A 15651-nucleotide genomic window follows, 5' to 3' on the forward strand; every position below is an offset into this window, starting at 1 on the left:
TCAGACGGGCCATTTCCGCAGATCCGATCTCTACGAAAAGGTGCTGCTCCTCAAGAACTCGACCGAGACTGTCCGCATCCAGCCTTTGCAGTTCTGGCGCAGCATGGGCGTCCAACCGATATTGGCCGGTGCAACGATCCCAGGCATGGGTTATATAGTCGTTATCTATTGATGGATTCGTATCATGATGAAACATTATCGCCTATCCACTTTCATTCGGTTTTCCACCAGTCTGGTTCCGGGGTAATGCCGAGTCAAATAAGTATTTCAAGAGGTAATAATCAACCCGATCGTGCAGCCCTGGCGCGAAAACTGCTAGCCTATTGTCATAGTACCATGAGTCGCAACTGGCTGGTGATGCTACCCTGTATATTTCGATCGTTCCGGGAGGGCTTATGTCTTCGTTCAAGATCACCCATTACCAACAACCGGCGGGGGGCTGGGGATCCCTGCGTGCCTCATTGCGCAGCCTGCGTCAGGAACACGCGCTGACGGGCGGTGCCGCCCTGCTCCTCAAAATGAATCAGGCGGAAGGTTTTGATTGTCCGGGCTGCGCCTGGGGGGATCCCGAGGCGCATTCCAGTTTCGAGTTCTGTGAGAACGGGGTCAAGGCCGTTGCCGCCGAAGCTACCGGCAAACGGGTGACAGCGGATTTTTTTGCGGCACACACCCTGTCTTGGCTAGAGGAGCAAACCGACTACTTTCTGGAAGAGCAGGGGCGCCTGACCGAACCCATGGCTTACGATTCGCAGAGTGACCGCTATGTACCCATTAGCTGGGACGCCGCTTTTGCGCGGATCGCCGCGCAACTCGATGCCCTGACATCCCCTGACGAGGCGATATTCTACACGTCAGGGCGCACCTCCAATGAAGCCGCATTCTTATATCAGCTCTTTGTGCGGGAATTCGGTACCAATAATCTCCCCGACTGTTCCAACATGTGTCATGAAGCCACCAGCCTGGCGATGCCGGAATCCATCGGGGTAGGCAAAGCCACCGTGACCCTGGATGATTTTGATCTGACAGACACCATATTGATGTTCGGTCATAATCCCGGGACCAATCATCCGCGCATGCTGGCAACGCTGAGCGACGCATCCCAAAGGGGGGCGCGCATCCTGGTCTTCAACCCCTTGCATGAACGCGGACTGGAGCGCTTCCTGCATCCCCAACATCCAATGGAAATGCTCACCAATCACGCCACCCCCATCGCCAGCCACTACTACCAGCCCCGGAGCGGCGGTGATTACGCCATTGCCATGGGGATCGCCCGCACCGTCCTGGAGTCCGGGCACCCCGATCAGGCGTTTATCGAGGAGCATACCCAGGGTTTTGGCGCATTTCGCGATCTGGTCATGAGCACGCCCTGGCCACAGATCGAGGAACAGAGCGGCCTCAGCCGCCATGATTTGGAGGAGATCGGGCGCATCTATGATCAGGGACAAGCCACCATATTTACGTGGGGGATGGGCATCACCCAGCAAAAGCACGCGGTGGCCACCATCCAGATGTTCCTGAATGTGCTGCTGCTCAAGGGTAATATCGGCAAACCGGGGGCCGGTCCCGCACCGATTCGCGGTCACAGCAATGTGCAGGGTGACCGGACCATGGGGATATATGAGAAACCATCCCCGGAGTTTCTGCAACGCCTCGGGGCAGAGTTCCATTTTGCGCCACCGCAGAAGCATGGCTACGATACGGTAGCCAGCATCGAGGCGATGGAGGAGGGGCGCGCCAGGTTCTTTTTCGGGTTGGGTGGCAATTTTGCCAACGCCACACCCGATACGGCGCGCGCTCACGCAGCGTTGCGGAGCTGCGCGATGACGGTGCATGTGACTACCAAGCTCAACCGGTCCCACATCGTCCACGGCGAACATGCCTTGATTTTACCCTGCCTGGGACGTACGGAGATCGACATCCAAAAAACTGGCCCCCAAGGGGTGACGGTGGAGGATACCTTCGGCATGGTGCACATCTCCCAAGGGATGAGCGAGCCGGCCTCCCCTTCCCTGCTGTCGGAATGTGCCATCGTGGCGCGCCTGGCCCTGGCGACCCTGCCCCTCAGTCCCACCCCCTGGCGGCAATTCATGGGAAACTATGACCTCATTCGCGACCGCATTGCGCGCGTGGTACCTGGTTTCGAGCATTTCAATGCCCGGGTCCATAAACCACGGGGATTTCATCTGGATCTGCCTCCCCGTTCACGGATATGGCCCACGGCCAGCGGCAAGGCCAATTTTCTGGCCAGGGCGCTGTCCACCATCGCCGATGACCATTTTGTGCCGCAGACCTCCGAAAAGCTCTTCACCCTGATGACGATTCGCAGCCACGATCAGTACAACACCACGATTTATGGTTACGAGGACCGCTATCGCGGCGTATCCGGCCTGCGCAACGTGTGTTTCATGCATCCTGAGGATATTCTGGACATGGGATTTCAGGCCGGTGACCTGGTGGACATCACCTCGCACTGGACTGACGGTGAACGCGTGGCGCGGGACTTCCTGCTGGTTGCGTTCGATATCCCCAAAGGGATGCTCGCGGGCTATTACCCGGAATTGAACATATTGGTGCCCCTCTCCAGCTATGCCGACCGCGCCCGCACGCCGACGTCCAAATCGATCCTGGTAACCCTGGCGCGGGCCAAGAGAGGCCGATACCATGTCGCCTGACCGTAAGTCAGAGAACGACCGGAATACACCCGACGATGCTCCGGAGGATTTGATCATTGCCCTACTCCGGATGCTTTGCACGGAAGGGCCGGTATCGGTGGCCAGAGCCTGCAAGTCTCTCGGCCTTCCCCGCAGCCAGATGGAGCGTCTGCTTCTGCTCCTGGGATGCTCGGAACAATGGGGTGGGCTCCATTATGTTCGCCGGGAAGAACAACGGGGCAGAACCGTCATCACTCTGACATCGGAAGGGAGAGCCCTGTGCGCACAGATGCAGGCAGCAACGGAATAGTATGGTCTCAGGCCAGACGCATGGACGGCGCGCACCGTTCCGTGAAATGCGAAGAAGCCGTCCTGGAAGAAATGGCGGTTTCGTTGATCATCAATGGCAAGCCCTATGCGGTGATGATGATCACCCCCGATAATCTGGAAGATTTCTTTATGGGGTTCCTTTACGGTGAGGGGGTGATCCAGGCGGTCGCGGATATCATCACCTGGGAGTCTGTCTGTATTCCGGAAGGGTTAGCCCTCTACCTGCAGGTTTCGGCGAAGGCAGAGGCCAGAGCCGCCCGAAAAAGGCGTCTGGTGATCGGCGGCAGCGCCTGCGGTCTCTGCGGCACCCCGAACTTCGAGGGCCTCGTCCCCTTCGCACCCATAGACCGCGATGTCTGTGTGGAACCCGCACTGGTGCATGATCTGCTCCAGAAGATGCGCACTCATCAGCGATTGCACCGGCATACCGGAACCGCACACGCCGCCGTCCTGGCCAACACCAACGGCATGATCCTGGTGCGGGAAGACATCGGCCGCCACAACGCCGTTGACAAAACCATCGGCGCGGCGCTCCGGAAGGGCTGGCGGCCTTCCGAAAATATCCTGCTGGGCGTGTCTTCGCGGCTGACTTTTGAGATTGCCCTGAAGGCCTTGAGCTTTCAGGTTGCCATCGTGGCGGCGATCTCCGGGGTTAGCAGTCTGGCGATCCAGATTGCCCAGACCCACAATCTGACCCTTGTCGGTTATGCGCGGGATCGGCGCCTGACCATCTACGCCCACGGCGAACGCTTTCGCGGGAATGCGGCAACCATCCACGACCTGCTCCGTGAAAACGGGTAGTGCCTGACGTGGTCCGGGGAGAGCGCGCTCACCACGGGAGCGCTATACTGAAGTCTGGATGTTGTGGCATCAACAACGCATGGGGGTGAAGATCACCATGGCTATTGGCTTGGCTCTTGGCAGTGGCGCGGCCCGCGGGTGGGCGCATATAGGAATAATAAGCGCACTGAATGAACAAGGTATCGTACCGGATATCGTTTGTGGCACGTCCATAGGCGCGCTGGTCGGCGCATCCTATGTTTCCAACAACCTCGAGAAGCTGGAGAAATGGGTTTGTTCACTGACGAAGCTTGAAACCGCCAAATTTTTTACCATCAACATGTCGTTGAACGGCTTCGTCAATAAAGACCGGCTACATTATTTCCTCAGTAAGTATGTGGCAGATGACGCATCGAAAATAGAGGATATAGTTGGCAAAAAATATGCCTCGGTAGCAACAGACCTGCAAACCGGCAGCGAGATATGGTTGACGGACGGTTCAATTTTGGATGCCGTCTTTGCGTCCATATCCATGCCCGGCCTCTTTCCGGCAGTCAAGAACAACGGCTGGTGGCTCATAGATGGCGGATTGGTGAATCCCGTCCCCGTTTCGCTCTGTCGAGCCCTTGGCGCCGATGTGGTTATTGCCGTAACGTTGAACGATGATATCGTTGGAAAACACCTTCAAAATAACAAGGTTGTAAAAACACAGGCTGCTGGCATTACCGGAAAAATATCAGATCTGGTCACGGCATATACGGCCTCGATATTTCCGGCGACAAACGATGAGGAGCAACCACCCAGCCTCTTCGATGCCATCGCCGGCTCGGTGAATATCATGCAGGACAGGATCACCAAGAGTCGCATGGCCGGAGATCCTCCGGATATCCTGCTTTCTCCAGGGCTGTCCCACATCGGCTTACTGGAGTTTTATCGCGCCAGTGAAGCCATAACGGAGGGGAAAAAATGCGTACAGAGCCTGTTGCCGGAAATACAGCAGGTATTGGGCATGTCCTGACTGTCAAACAGCGTGCCAAACGAGCTTCGCGTCAGCAGCAAGATTCCATCGCGAAGCATGCACTACGCCAAACCGCGCCATTTCAGAGCGATGTTGCGGGCGGCAAGATGCCCCTCTGGGAGTTCGGTAATGACGGCTGAGCGGCAACATCGGCAGACATTTGGGAGTCTGTGAACAGCAGCTATCCATGTATTCAAGAGAGATCGTCCGAAGGCATGGCAACTTAACGATCGCCCTTGGCGTAGCGCCCCATGAGTGTGGCTTCGGCCAGCACATGTCCGTCCATGGCCGCCTGGAGGTTATTCTTGTCGGGATGTTGTAGCGCGGGCAAGGTTGTATCCAGGGCATAGAGCCGGAAAAAGTATCGATGTCTGCCGATGGGCGGGCAAGGGCCACCATATCCTCTGCGCTGCCAGTCGTTGATGCCCTCTCGGACGCCGGGCGGTAGCCTTTGTACTCCTGCAGAGAGTTCCAGAATATGGGGCGGGATGTCATACAATACCCAATGTACCCAGATGCGTTGGGGAGCGGCGGGGTCCGGAGCGTCTGGGTCTTCCACAATGAGGGCCAGGCTTTGGGTTCCGGCAGGGAGATCCTCCCAGTGCAAGGGTGGCGAAAGGTCCTTCCCTTCACAGGTGTACTGGCGCGGAATGATTCCATCGCTGGTAAAGGCACTCGAATAGATCCTCATGGTTGCCTCCTGGGCGGAAAGTGCAAGAGATGACTCCGCCAGTGCCGAACCAGCAGGAAGGCAACCATTTGCCAACAGCAGTACAGCCCACCACCACGTTCGGCGCATGTCGGGTTTGTTCCCGTTCAATTATAGCTTACAACGAAAAAAACCCGAATATCCTGAAGAGCAGTATCCCGCCCGCTACTGGCATCGTCTGGAGGACGGTCGCATCCAGTGCGACCCCTGTCCCCGCGACTGCCGCCGCAATGACGGCCAGGGCGGCGGAGCCTGGAAATCGCCCCATGTGCTATCCTGATAACAAGATTTTGATCTGCAGTATGGCCGGCCTGATTCAGGAGGGATAAGCATGGAGGACGGCGGCATCACCCAGGACCCGCCATCGGAGTTCGCCGTCAAGGACTGCGCCCTCCTCGCCATCGCCACGGGGCGGCGCGTCTACACCCTCTCGGAATTGCGGAGCGGGCTCGAAAGCGTGGGGGATGCCAGCATCTATCACCACTTCTGGGGCGGCCTGTTGCAACCCCGTTTCGTGGAGCGCGAGTACAACAACGACTTCGCCGCGTGGATCCAGCATAGCCTGCGCGACGCCAAACTCGCCGAGCGCGTGGCCATGCTGGACCCCCGCGAATATCCCGACCTCTCCGAACTGCGCCTCGATCTCCTCGAAATCATCGACGAACGGCTGGACGAGGCGGATTACCTGCATTGGATGCCGGCGGCCCAGCCCTTCCAGTTCATGCGCTCGCAGATCGTGGTCTTCAGCACGGACAAGCGGGTGTCCACCCCCGAGGCACTGCTCGCCATCCTCCCGACCCTGCCCGCAAGCAGCCTCTTTTATCATTTCATCGACGCCCGCCGGCGGGTGCCCGAGGCCGGTGACGACTTCAGCGCCTGGCTCTCGGACTTCGGCGAACTGGGACACAGGCTGCGCGCCCGCCTCGCCCGGGTGGACCCGTATTTCGTGACGCTGCGCGCCCTGCGGGATCAGATCGCGTCCATCTTCGCCGAAGAACTGGCAGGGAACCATGCTGCTTGACGAATACGCGCGCGTCGTCGGCGCGGATGCCGTGGATCATCTGCGCCAGTTGGCGCGGCCCCTGGCCGGCAAGCGCATGGTCCACGTAAATTCCGCGCGGGTCGGCGGCGGGGTCGCCGAGATCCTGGACAAGCTGGTGCCCCTCACCCGCGAACTGGGCATCGACGCCCGTTGGGAGGTCCTGACGGGCAGTCCCGCCTTTTACGAATGCACCAAGACCATGCACAACGCCATCCAGGGCCGCCCCCTGCCCATCTCCGCCGCCTTGCTCCAGGTCTACGAGGAAACCAACCGGGAAAATGCCGAGCGGCTGGGTGCCCTGCTCAGCGATGCCGACATCGTCTTCATCCACGACCCCCAGCCCGCGCCGCTGATCCATTACCTGGGCGCGCGCAAGGGCAAGTGGGTGTGGCGCTGCCATATCGACGCGAGCCACCCCTATCGCCCGGTGTGGCGCCACCTGCGCCATTATGTGGCCGAATACGACGCCACGGTGTTCTCCCTGGCCGGCTTCGCCCAGGCCCTGCCCAACCCCCAGTACATCATCCCGCCCAGCATCGACCCGCTCAGCGACAAGAACAGGGAGTTGCCGCAGCGGGAGATCAAGGCCGTGGCCCGGCGCTTTCAGCTCGACCCCGAACGGCCTCTCGTCGTGCAGATTTCCCGTTTCGACCGCTTCAAGGACCCCATCGGCGTGATCAGCGCCTATCGCCTGGCCAAGACCTACGTGCCCGAGCTGCAACTGGTGCTGGCGGGCGGCAGCGCCGACGACGACCCGGAAGGCAGCGCCGTGCTCGCCGAAGTGCAGGCCGCGGCCGAGGGGGACCCGGACATCCACGTCCTGGCCCTGCCGCCCGACGCCCACCGCACCATCAACGCCCTCCAGCGTCTGGCGGACATCGTTCTGCAGAAGTCCCTGCGGGAAGGCTTCGGCCTCGCGGTCACCGAGGGGATGTGGAAGGGCAAGCCCGTCATCGGCGGCGACACCGGGGGCATCCGGCTGCAGGTGGTCGACTATTACACCGGGTTCCGGGTGAATTCGCCGGAAGGGGCGGCCCTGCGCATCCGCTACCTCCTGCGCAACCCCAGGCTGATCCGCACCATGGGGCGGCAAGCGCGGCACTTCGTGGGGGAGAACTTTCTGCTGACGCGCCAGTTGCGGGAGTATCTCACCCTGGCGGTCGGCCTGCTGCACGGGACCACCGAACGGATCGAACTCGGCTGAGCGCCCAGGAGGATAAGGCCATGTGCCGCCACGACATGCCTTTCGGCGCCCAGCGCCTCGACGACGGGCGATGGCGGTTCCGGCTCTGGGCGCCGGCGGCGCGAAGGGTCGAACTGCAGCTCTCGCCTCCTGGCGGCGGGCCCAGCCTACCCATGCGGCCGGAGACCGACGGCTGGTTCGCGCTGGCAACGGCCGCGGCGCCGGGAACCCCTTATGCCTACCGTATCGATGGCGACCTCGTCGTCCCGGACCCCGCATCCCGTGCCCAGCTCGACGACGTGCAGGGCCCGAGCCTGCTGGTGGACCCCGCCGCCTTTGCCTGGGAGGACGGCCATTGGCGGGGGCGGCCCTGGGAAGAGGCCGCGATCTACGAGCTGCATACCGGCAGCTTTTCACCCGAGGGCACCTTCGCCGGGGTCACGGCACGCCTGGACCATCTGGCCGGGCTGGGCGTCACCGCCCTGGAGCTCATGCCCGTGGCGGACTTCCCCGGCGCGCGGGACTGGGGTTACGACGGGGCGCTGCCCTTCGCGCCCGATCGGCGCTACGGCACGCCCGACGACCTGAAACGCCTGGTGCAGGAAGCCCACCGGCGCGGCCTGATGGTGTTTCTCGACGTCGTGTACAACCATTTCGGGCCCGTGGGAAATTATCTGTCCCATTACGCCCCCGCCTTCTTCACCGACCGCCACCACACCCCCTGGGGAGCGGCCATCAATTTCGATGGCCCCGGCAGCCGCACGGTGCGCGCGTTTTTCATCCACAACGCCCTGTACTGGCTGGAAGAGTTCCACATGGACGGCCTGCGCCTCGACGCCGTGCATACCATCCGCGACGACTCGGACCCGGACATCGTCGAGGAGCTGGGCGCGGCGGTCGCCCGGCGCTTTCCGCACCGCCACGTCCACCTGATGCTGGAGGACAACCGCAACAGCGCCCACTACCTGGTCGCGAAGGGTTCACGGCGCCTATACGCCGCCCAATGGAACGATGATTTCCACCACGCCCTCCACGTCATCCTGACCGGTGAGACGGGGGGCTACTACGGGGACTTCGCCGACGATCCCCATGGGCTCCTCGCCCGCTGCCTGGCCGAAGGCTTCGCCTTCCAGGGGGACTGGTCCGCCTACCAGGGACGGACCCGCGGCGAGCCGAGCGCCGCTCTCCCCGTCACCGCCTTCGTCGGCTTCCTCCAGAACCACGACCAGGTGGGCAACCGGGCCTGCGGCGAGCGGCTGGCGACCCTCGCCACGCCGCAGGCCCTGCGAGCGGCGACGGCGCTGCTGTTGCTGGCGCCGGCCCCGCCCCTGCTCTTCATGGGCCAGGAGTGGGGCAGCCGGCGCCCCTTCCCCTTCTTCTGCGACCTGGGACCCGAACTCGCGCCACAGGTGCGCGAAGGCCGGCTGCGCGAATTCGCGCGCTTTGCGGACTTCGCCGACGCCGCCGGCCGCGCCCGCATCCCCGATCCCAGCGACCCGGCGACCTTCCGCTCCGCCCGGCTCGACTGGCGCGAAAGCGAGCAGGAAACGCAGCGAGCCTGGCTGGCCCTGCATCGCGAACTGCTCGCCCTGCGCCGGCGCGAGCTGGTGCCGCGTCTGGCCGGGGTCACCGGGGAGGGGGCGGCGGCGGCCCGTTTCGGCACGGGCGGCGTGGCGGCACGCTGGCACCTCGCCGATGGGATGGTCCTGGTAGCCGTCGCCAATCTGGACGCCGCGCCCACCGCCGCGCCGCGCCTTCCCGCCGGACGACCGCTTTATGCCACACCGGGGGCGTTGGGATCGGAGCGTTTGCTCCCCCCGTGGGCGGCCGCCTTCTTCCTGTGCGCGCCCCGGGATGCCGGCCTGGACCTGGACGGAACGGCGCTGTTCGGCCGGGGAAGGCCATGACCCCCCGCGCCCTTCCCACCGCCACCTACCGGCTGCAGTTCAACCGCCGCTTCACCTTCGACGACGGGGCGGCCCTCGTGCCCTATCTGCAGGAGCTGGGCGTGTCCCACTGCTACACATCCCCCTACCTCAAGGCCCGCAGCGGCAGTCCGCACGGCTACGACATCGTCGATCACAACGCCCTCAACCCCGAGATCGGAGACGAGCGGAGCTTCGGCCGCTTCGTCACCGCCCTCGCCCGCCACGGCATGGGCCATATCCTGGACTTCGTACCCAACCACATGGGCGTGGGCGGCGACGACAACGCCTGGTGGCTGGATCTGCTGGAAAACGGCCAGTCCTCCCCCTACGCGGATTTCTTCGACATCGACTGGCATCCCCACGAGGAGACGCTGCGCGGCAAGGTCCTGAGCCCTTTGCTGGGCGGCTATTACGGCGACCTGCTCGAAGACGGCGAGTTGCATCTGGCCTTCGACGCGCAGCGCGGGGAGTTCAGCGTCTGGTACCTGCAGCACCGATTCCCGCTGGACCCGCACACCTATCCCGCCATTCTGGAATACGGGCTGGAACGGCTGAGGGAGCGGTTGGGGACCGACCACCCCCGGCTGGCCGAATACCAAAGCCTCAGCACCGCCTTCAGCCATCTTCCCCTGCGCCGGGAGACGACCGCCGCCAAACTGGAGGAGCGAAGGCGCGACAAGGAGGTCCACAAGCGCCACCTGGCGGAGCTGTGCGCCGCCGAACCCCTGATCGGGGCCTTCGTCGAAGAGAACGTGGCATCCCTGAACGGCGAGCCGGGCGAAGCGGCCACCTTCGACCGGCTCCACGAGATCCTGGAAGGGCAGGCCTACCGCCTCGCCTATTGGCGCGTCGCTGCGGACGAGATCAACTATCGCCGCTTCTTCGACATCAACGACCTCGCCGCCCTGCGCATGGAGCGGCGGGAGGTGTTCGCCGCGACGCACCAGCGGGTGCTCCGGCTGGTGGCCGAGGGCAGGCTGGACGGCCTGCGCATCGACCATGCCGACGGCCTGTACGACCCGCTCGGTTATTTCACGCGGCTGCGGACCGAGATCCAGGCGGCGCTGGTGGAGCGGGCCGGAGCAGCGGGCGGCGGCACGGTCCCCGATTTCTACCTGGTGGCGGAAAAGATCCTGACCGGTCCGGAACGGCTGGTGGACGGCTGGCCGGTGCAGGGAACCACCGGCTACGACTTCGCCAACGCGGTCAACGGCCTTTTCGTCAACCCGGCGGCGCAGCGCGACCTGGATCGCGTTTATGCCCGCTTCGTCGGGCAACGCTGCGATTTCGCGGAAATGCTCTTGCAATGCAAGCAACTGGTCATGGAGGCCCAGCTCGCCTCGGAACTCGCCATGCTCGCCGACCTGCTCGACGGGATCGCCCAAAGCGACCGCCATACCCGCGACTTCACCCGCAACGGCTGCCGCGGCGCCCTGGCCATGCTCGTGGCCTGTTTCCCGGTGTACCGTACCTACATCGCCGCCAACCGGGTCTCCGAAGACGACCGCCGCCACGTGGAAGCGGCGGTGGCGCAGGCGAAGAAACGCAGCCCGGGGGACGTGAGCATCTTCGACTTCATCCGCCGCATCCTGCTGGAAGGCACCTGCGCGCCGGAGGCCGCGCGGCGCGAACCGGCGGCCCGCCTCGCCATGAAACTCCAGCAGTACACGGCCCCGGTCATGGCCAAGGCCCAGGAGGACACGGCCTTCTACCGCTATCACCGGCTGGTGTCCCTGAACGAGGTGGGCGGTGACCCGCGGCGTTTCGGAACCACCCCGGCCGCCTTTCATCGCGCCAACCAGGAACGGGCCCAGAAATGGCCCCAGGCCATGCTGGCGACCTCCACCCACGACAGCAAACGCAGCGAGGACGTGCGGGCCCGCATCGACGTCCTTTCCGAACTCGCCGACGAATGGCGGAAAAGGGTGGGACGTTGGGCGCGCTTCGCCCGCCGGCACAAGCGGATGGTGGACGGCGTTCCGGCGCCGGGACGCAATGACGAGTACCTGTTCTACCAGACCCTCCTCGGCGTCTGGCCCCTCGAACCCCCCGGCGAGCGCGCCTTCGACGATCTCCGTGAGCGGGTCCTGCGTTATATGCTCAAGGCAGCGAAGGAGGCCAAGACCCACAGCTCCTGGCTGAACCCCAACCTCGCCTACGAAGAGGCGCTGGATTACTTCGTCATGGCCCTGCTCGACCGCACCGGCCGCAACCCCTTCCTCACCGATTTTCTCCCCTTCCAGGCCCGGGTCGCCCGCTTCGGGCTGTGGAATGGCCTGTCCCAGCAGCTCTTGAAGCTTGCGGCGCCGGGCGTGCCCGACATCTACCAGGGGACCGAATTGTGGGATTTCAGCCTCGTCGACCCGGACAACCGCCGCCCCGTGGACTACCGCCGCCGCCGGGACCTGCTGCGCCGGCTGCGGGCTGCCGCCCGCGGGCGGGACGGAGCGCGCCTCGCGCAGGATCTGATCGACCATCCGGAGGACGGCCGCGCCAAGCTCTTCGTCACCTGGCGGACCCTGGAGGCCCGGCACCGGTTCCCCGAGGTCTTCGCCGGCGACGCCTACCTGCCCCTTGCCGTCACCGGTACCCAGGCCGACCATGTCGTCGCCTTCGCCCGCCAGGCGGACGGCCATACGGTGATCGCCATCGCCACCCGCTGGTTCGCCACCCTGCTCGGCGACGAAAAACGCCTGCCCATAGGGGAAGCCGTATGGACCGACACGGCCGTGGAACTCCCCGATCCAAGCGGCGCCTGGGAAAACCTGTTCACCGGCGAGACGGTGCGCCCCGACGCCACCGGAGACAAGCCCCGCCTCCTCCTCGCCCAGGCACTCGCCACCTTCCCCATCGCCCTGCTGGTGCCGGCCTTCCCGGCGCACCTGGTCCTGTAGGTGCCGTCTCGGCATTTCCGGGCCGGATTCTTTTCGGGCATGGTCTCGATCCGGTGGATGAACTCATCGGACAGCAGGGGTATCTCCCTCTTGGGGGATCCGGTATCACGGATCGGCAATATCGGCTTGACCACACGGGAACCCGGCGCGGCGGCGGCTAACTATTTCGCTGCTTTGCCCGGTATAATGAAAGGGCGAAGACGATCGCGGAGGTTACGCCATGAGTAGAGAGTTCTCCTGGGCTGAGGGACCGGTGACGGAGGAAGAACTGTGCCTCGTCACAGACCTGTACGAGCTCACCATGCTGCAGACCTACTTCGCAGAAGGCGAAAATCATCCGGCGGTTTTTGAGATGTTTTTCCGGTCGCTGCCGCCATCCCGCAACTTTCTCGTGTTCGCGGGGCTTGGCACTGTCCTCCAATACCTCTCCCGCCTGCGTTTCACCCCGCGCATCCTGGAACGCCTGGAGCAAACCGGCCTCTTTCGCCCGGCTTTTCTGGCTTATCTGGAGCACTTTCACTTCGCTGGCGATGTCTGGGCATTGGCGGAGGGCACCCCCTGCTTCGCCCGGGAGCCGGTGCTCCAGGTCCACGCCACCCTGCCCGAAGCCCAGTTCATCGAAACCCTGGTCCTGAACCAGATCCATTTGCAAACCCTCATCGCCAGCAAGGCCATCCGCGTCGTGCTGGCGGCGCAGGGGCGGCCGGTGGTTGATTTCGGCGTCCGACGCGCCCACGGCCTGGATGCCGGCCTGAAGCTCGCCCGCGCGGCGTTCATCGCCGGCGTGGAGAGCACCTCGCACGTGCTGGCGGGCCTGCGCTACGACATCCCTTTGCGCGGCACCATGGCGCACAGCGCCATCCAGGCCTTCGGCGACGACCTGACCGCCTTCCGGGCCTTCGCGCGCAGCGATCCCCACACCATCTGCCTGGTGGATACCTTCGCTACCATGGCCGGGGTGGAGGCCGTCATCCGCCTGCGGGACGAACTGGGCGAAGCCTTCCAGGTCCGCGGCATTCGCCTGGATTCGGGCGATCTGGCGGGCTTATCCAGCACCGCCCGGGCCCGCCTCGATGCCGCCGGCCTGGATCAACTCATCCTCTTTGCCAGCGGCAATCTGGACGAATACGAAATCCAGCGCCTCCTCTCCCGCAACGCCCCCATCGACGGCTTCGGCGTCGGCACGCGGATGGATGTCTCTGCGGACGCGCCCGCCCTCGACTGCGCCTATAAGCTGGTGGAATACGGGGGCGAAGGACGCATGAAACTCTCCGCGGACAAAGTCGGGCTGCCCGGTGCCAAACAGATTTTCCGGGAAGGGGGAAAGGACGGTCCGGCAGGGGGCGACTGCATCGGCTTGCGCAGCGAGGAAGGGTCCGGTCAAGCGCTCCTACGGCCGGTAATGCGGGGGGGACAGGTCCTGCCGGATGTTCTTCCCTCCTTGGCGGAGACGCGGGACTATTGCCAGTCGGCCGTTGCCGCACTGCCCGGACCCTTAAAAGACCTGGCGCCGGCCCCGCCCTACCCCGTACGGATCTCACCGCGCCTCGAGGACTGGCAAGCGGAAATCGCTGCCCGCATCGGAAAACGGATCGCCGCCCAGCGATGATGAACGGCAGGCCCCGGCACAACAAACCCGTCGCCCTGCCAAGGGTCATCCACATCCACGACCACTGGCGCGATGGCCGCGGGACGCACAGGACAACCCGGACAATTTGCCAAGAAGTCCCTTGCTCAAGCCACGGGTTCCGGTACTGGACCCTCACCTCGCCCGCGCGGGCGGATGCAACCTAATCAGGCCGTGGCGTTGTCCGGCGGCGCCATGAATTCGGGGCCCACCGGGTCGGTGATGCACTCGGCGAGGATGGCGTCGATGGCCCGCATGTCCTCGTCCGTCAGCGACCAGCCCATGACTGCGTCGAGAGGATCGAGCTGCTCGACCCGCCGCGCACCCCACAGCGCCGTGGCGACTCCGGGTTGGTCGATCAACCAGCGCAAGGCCAGGTGGATGACGCGTTTGCCATGGTGCTCCCGGGCGTAGCGGTCGAGGCGTTCGACGGCCTGGAGGTAGTGGCCGAAGCGCGGCTGCTGGAACTTCGGGTCGATCTTGCGCAGGTCGTCGCCTTCGAAGCGGCGTTCCGCGCTCATGCGCCCGGACAACAGGCCGCGGCACAGGGCGCCGTAGGCGATGATGCCGATGCCGTGCTCGACGCAGTAGGGCCGCACGTCGGCCTCGATGGCGCGCTCGAACAGGTTGTACGGCGGCTGATCGGTGGCCAGCGGCGCGGCGCGGCGGAAGGCGTCCATCTGCGCGGGGCTGTAGTTGCTCACCCCGATCGCGCGGATCTTGCCCTCACGGCGCAATTCGTCGAGCGTGCGGGCGGTTTCCTCGATCGGAACGGCGCCGTCGGGCCAGTGCACCTGGTACAGGTCGATATGGTCCGTCCCCAGCCGCCGCAGCGAATCCTCGACCTCCTGACGGATGCGCGCCGGCGAGCTGTCGCGCCGGATCTTGCCCTGTTGGTCCCAGGCCAGGCCCACCTTGGTGGCGAGCACGACTTGGTCGCGCCGTCCGAATCTTGCCAGCGCCTTGCCGACGATCTCTTCGGAGCGGCCGAAGCCGTAGACGGGGGCGGTGTCGATCAGGCGGATGCCGCGTTCCAGCGCGCTGACGATGGTGTCGATCGCCTGTTGCTCATCGGTGCCGCCCCACATCCAGCCCCCGATGGCCCAGGTGCCCAGGCCGATGCGCGGGACGGTCAGGTCGGCGTGCTGAAGTTTGACGTATTCCATGGGATTGCTTCTCCTTGACATGGTCATGCGGTTGACATTAGGAATCTATCGCAAACGCCCTTGCCCTATCGCTCCGCTTTGCGGCGAGTCTCGACGGCGCAACGCAAGGAGCGTCAACGGCATGGGACTTTTGAGATTCGGTTCCTGTTCACAGTAGTTTAAGGGTAGCACATCGAAGGTCGCCTAACAGTCCTGTGTTTCCCGTCGGAACCGGGTATGGCGCGGCCCCTGGCGCCACTGACCCCGTTTTCCAGAACACGGAACCGTGGCCAGCAGCAGGCTGGCCGAGGCCAGGTTGTAATGTAGTCCGCGATGCGCTGGCC

The 15651-nt window shown here is 64.0% G+C and carries 12 protein-coding genes; 9 read left to right on the forward strand and 3 right to left on the reverse strand.

Annotated elements, in window-relative coordinates; all coding sequences use genetic code 11:
- The first annotated feature begins 395 nt into the window (after positions 1 to 395).
- From ACJU26_RS11600 to ACJU26_RS11615, 4 genes are read left to right on the forward strand one after another with little or no spacing between them, the layout of a single operon-like run.
- Positions 396 to 2672, forward strand: a complete 2277-nt coding sequence (locus ACJU26_RS11600; RefSeq protein ID WP_414039804.1) for an FdhF/YdeP family oxidoreductase — start codon at positions 396 to 398, stop codon at positions 2670 to 2672.
- Positions 2662 to 2961: a hypothetical protein gene (locus ACJU26_RS11605; protein WP_414039805.1), complete on the forward strand. Its 300-nt coding sequence runs from the start codon at positions 2662 to 2664 to the stop codon at positions 2959 to 2961. Before ACJU26_RS11600 ends, ACJU26_RS11605 begins: the two co-directional genes overlap by 11 nt.
- Complete coding sequence (gene fdhD, locus ACJU26_RS11610; protein ID WP_414039806.1) at positions 2931 to 3782, forward strand: formate dehydrogenase accessory sulfurtransferase FdhD; 852 nt, start codon at positions 2931 to 2933, stop codon at positions 3780 to 3782. The genes ACJU26_RS11605 and fdhD overlap by 31 nt, the downstream gene beginning before the upstream one ends.
- Before the next feature lie 58 nt (positions 3783 to 3840).
- A complete protein-coding gene (locus tag ACJU26_RS11615; RefSeq protein ID WP_414039807.1) occupies positions 3841 to 4779 on the forward strand; it encodes a patatin-like phospholipase family protein in 939 nt (312 codons plus the stop codon).
- A 223-nt stretch (positions 4780 to 5002) separates the two neighbouring features.
- Here ACJU26_RS11615 and ACJU26_RS11620 read toward each other — a convergent pair whose 3' ends face one another.
- Positions 5003 to 5470 carry a YbhB/YbcL family Raf kinase inhibitor-like protein gene (locus ACJU26_RS11620; protein ID WP_414039808.1) on the reverse strand — a complete coding sequence of 156 codons (468 nt, stop codon included), beginning with the start codon at positions 5468 to 5470 and terminating at the stop codon, positions 5003 to 5005.
- Positions 5471 to 5606: 136 nt separating this feature from the next.
- Positions 5607 to 5756, reverse strand: coding sequence for a hypothetical protein (locus ACJU26_RS11625; RefSeq protein WP_414039809.1), 150 nt, complete (start codon positions 5754 to 5756; stop codon positions 5607 to 5609).
- A 63-nt stretch (positions 5757 to 5819) separates the two neighbouring features.
- On the opposite strand from ACJU26_RS11625, the gene ACJU26_RS11630 reads away from it, so the two are divergent.
- From ACJU26_RS11630 to ACJU26_RS11650, 5 genes are all read left to right on the forward strand, one after another.
- Positions 5820 to 6509 (forward strand): DUF5752 family protein, encoded by a 690-nt coding sequence (locus ACJU26_RS11630; RefSeq protein WP_414039810.1) that lies wholly within the window; start codon positions 5820 to 5822, stop codon positions 6507 to 6509.
- On the forward strand, positions 6499 to 7734 hold the full coding sequence (locus ACJU26_RS11635) for a glycosyltransferase (protein ID WP_414039811.1): 1236 nt from the start codon (positions 6499 to 6501) through the stop codon (positions 7732 to 7734). The genes ACJU26_RS11630 and ACJU26_RS11635 overlap by 11 nt, the downstream gene beginning before the upstream one ends.
- Positions 7735 to 7754: 20 nt before the next feature.
- Positions 7755 to 9620 carry a malto-oligosyltrehalose trehalohydrolase gene (treZ, locus tag ACJU26_RS11640; protein ID WP_414039812.1) on the forward strand — a complete coding sequence of 622 codons (1866 nt, stop codon included), beginning with the start codon at positions 7755 to 7757 and terminating at the stop codon, positions 9618 to 9620.
- Positions 9617 to 12535, forward strand: coding sequence for a malto-oligosyltrehalose synthase (gene treY / locus ACJU26_RS11645; protein ID WP_414039813.1), 2919 nt, complete (start codon positions 9617 to 9619; stop codon positions 12533 to 12535). The genes treZ and treY overlap by 4 nt, the downstream gene beginning before the upstream one ends.
- Positions 12536 to 12755: 220 nt before the next feature.
- Complete coding sequence (locus ACJU26_RS11650) at positions 12756 to 14144, forward strand: nicotinate phosphoribosyltransferase (RefSeq protein ID WP_414039814.1); 1389 nt, start codon at positions 12756 to 12758, stop codon at positions 14142 to 14144.
- A gap of 185 nt (positions 14145 to 14329) precedes the next feature.
- Here the strand turns inward: ACJU26_RS11650 and ACJU26_RS11655 are convergent, their stop codons facing one another.
- Positions 14330 to 15328: an aldo/keto reductase gene (locus ACJU26_RS11655; RefSeq protein WP_414039815.1), complete on the reverse strand. Its 999-nt coding sequence runs from the start codon at positions 15326 to 15328 to the stop codon at positions 14330 to 14332.
- Between the last annotated feature and the right edge of the window lie 323 nt (positions 15329 to 15651).

The organism is Acidithiobacillus sp. M4-SHS-6 (assembly GCF_047421495.1).
Taxonomy (GTDB): Bacteria; Pseudomonadota; Gammaproteobacteria; order Acidithiobacillales; family Acidithiobacillaceae; genus Acidithiobacillus.

Coding starts and splice junctions, on each gene's coding strand:
- ACJU26_RS11600 (WP_414039804.1), top strand. CDS start 396: ATGTCTTCGTTCAAGATCACCCATTACCAACAACCGGCGGGGGGCTGG.
- ACJU26_RS11605 (WP_414039805.1), top strand. CDS start 2,662: ATGTCGCCTGACCGTAAGTCAGAGAACGACCGGAATACACCCGACGAT.
- ACJU26_RS11615 (WP_414039807.1), top strand. CDS start 3,841: ATGTTGTGGCATCAACAACGCATGGGGGTGAAGATCACCATGGCTATT.
- ACJU26_RS11620 (WP_414039808.1), bottom strand. CDS start 5,470: ATGAGGATCTATTCGAGTGCCTTTACCAGCGATGGAATCATTCCGCGC.
- ACJU26_RS11625 (WP_414039809.1), bottom strand. CDS start 5,756: ATGGGGCGATTTCCAGGCTCCGCCGCCCTGGCCGTCATTGCGGCGGCA.
- ACJU26_RS11630 (WP_414039810.1), top strand. CDS start 5,820: ATGGAGGACGGCGGCATCACCCAGGACCCGCCATCGGAGTTCGCCGTC.
- ACJU26_RS11635 (WP_414039811.1), top strand. CDS start 6,499: ATGCTGCTTGACGAATACGCGCGCGTCGTCGGCGCGGATGCCGTGGAT.
- treZ (WP_414039812.1), top strand. CDS start 7,755: ATGTGCCGCCACGACATGCCTTTCGGCGCCCAGCGCCTCGACGACGGG.
- treY (WP_414039813.1), top strand. CDS start 9,617: ATGACCCCCCGCGCCCTTCCCACCGCCACCTACCGGCTGCAGTTCAAC.
- ACJU26_RS11650 (WP_414039814.1), top strand. CDS start 12,756: ATGAGTAGAGAGTTCTCCTGGGCTGAGGGACCGGTGACGGAGGAAGAA.
- ACJU26_RS11655 (WP_414039815.1), bottom strand. CDS start 15,328: ATGGAATACGTCAAACTTCAGCACGCCGACCTGACCGTCCCGCGCATC.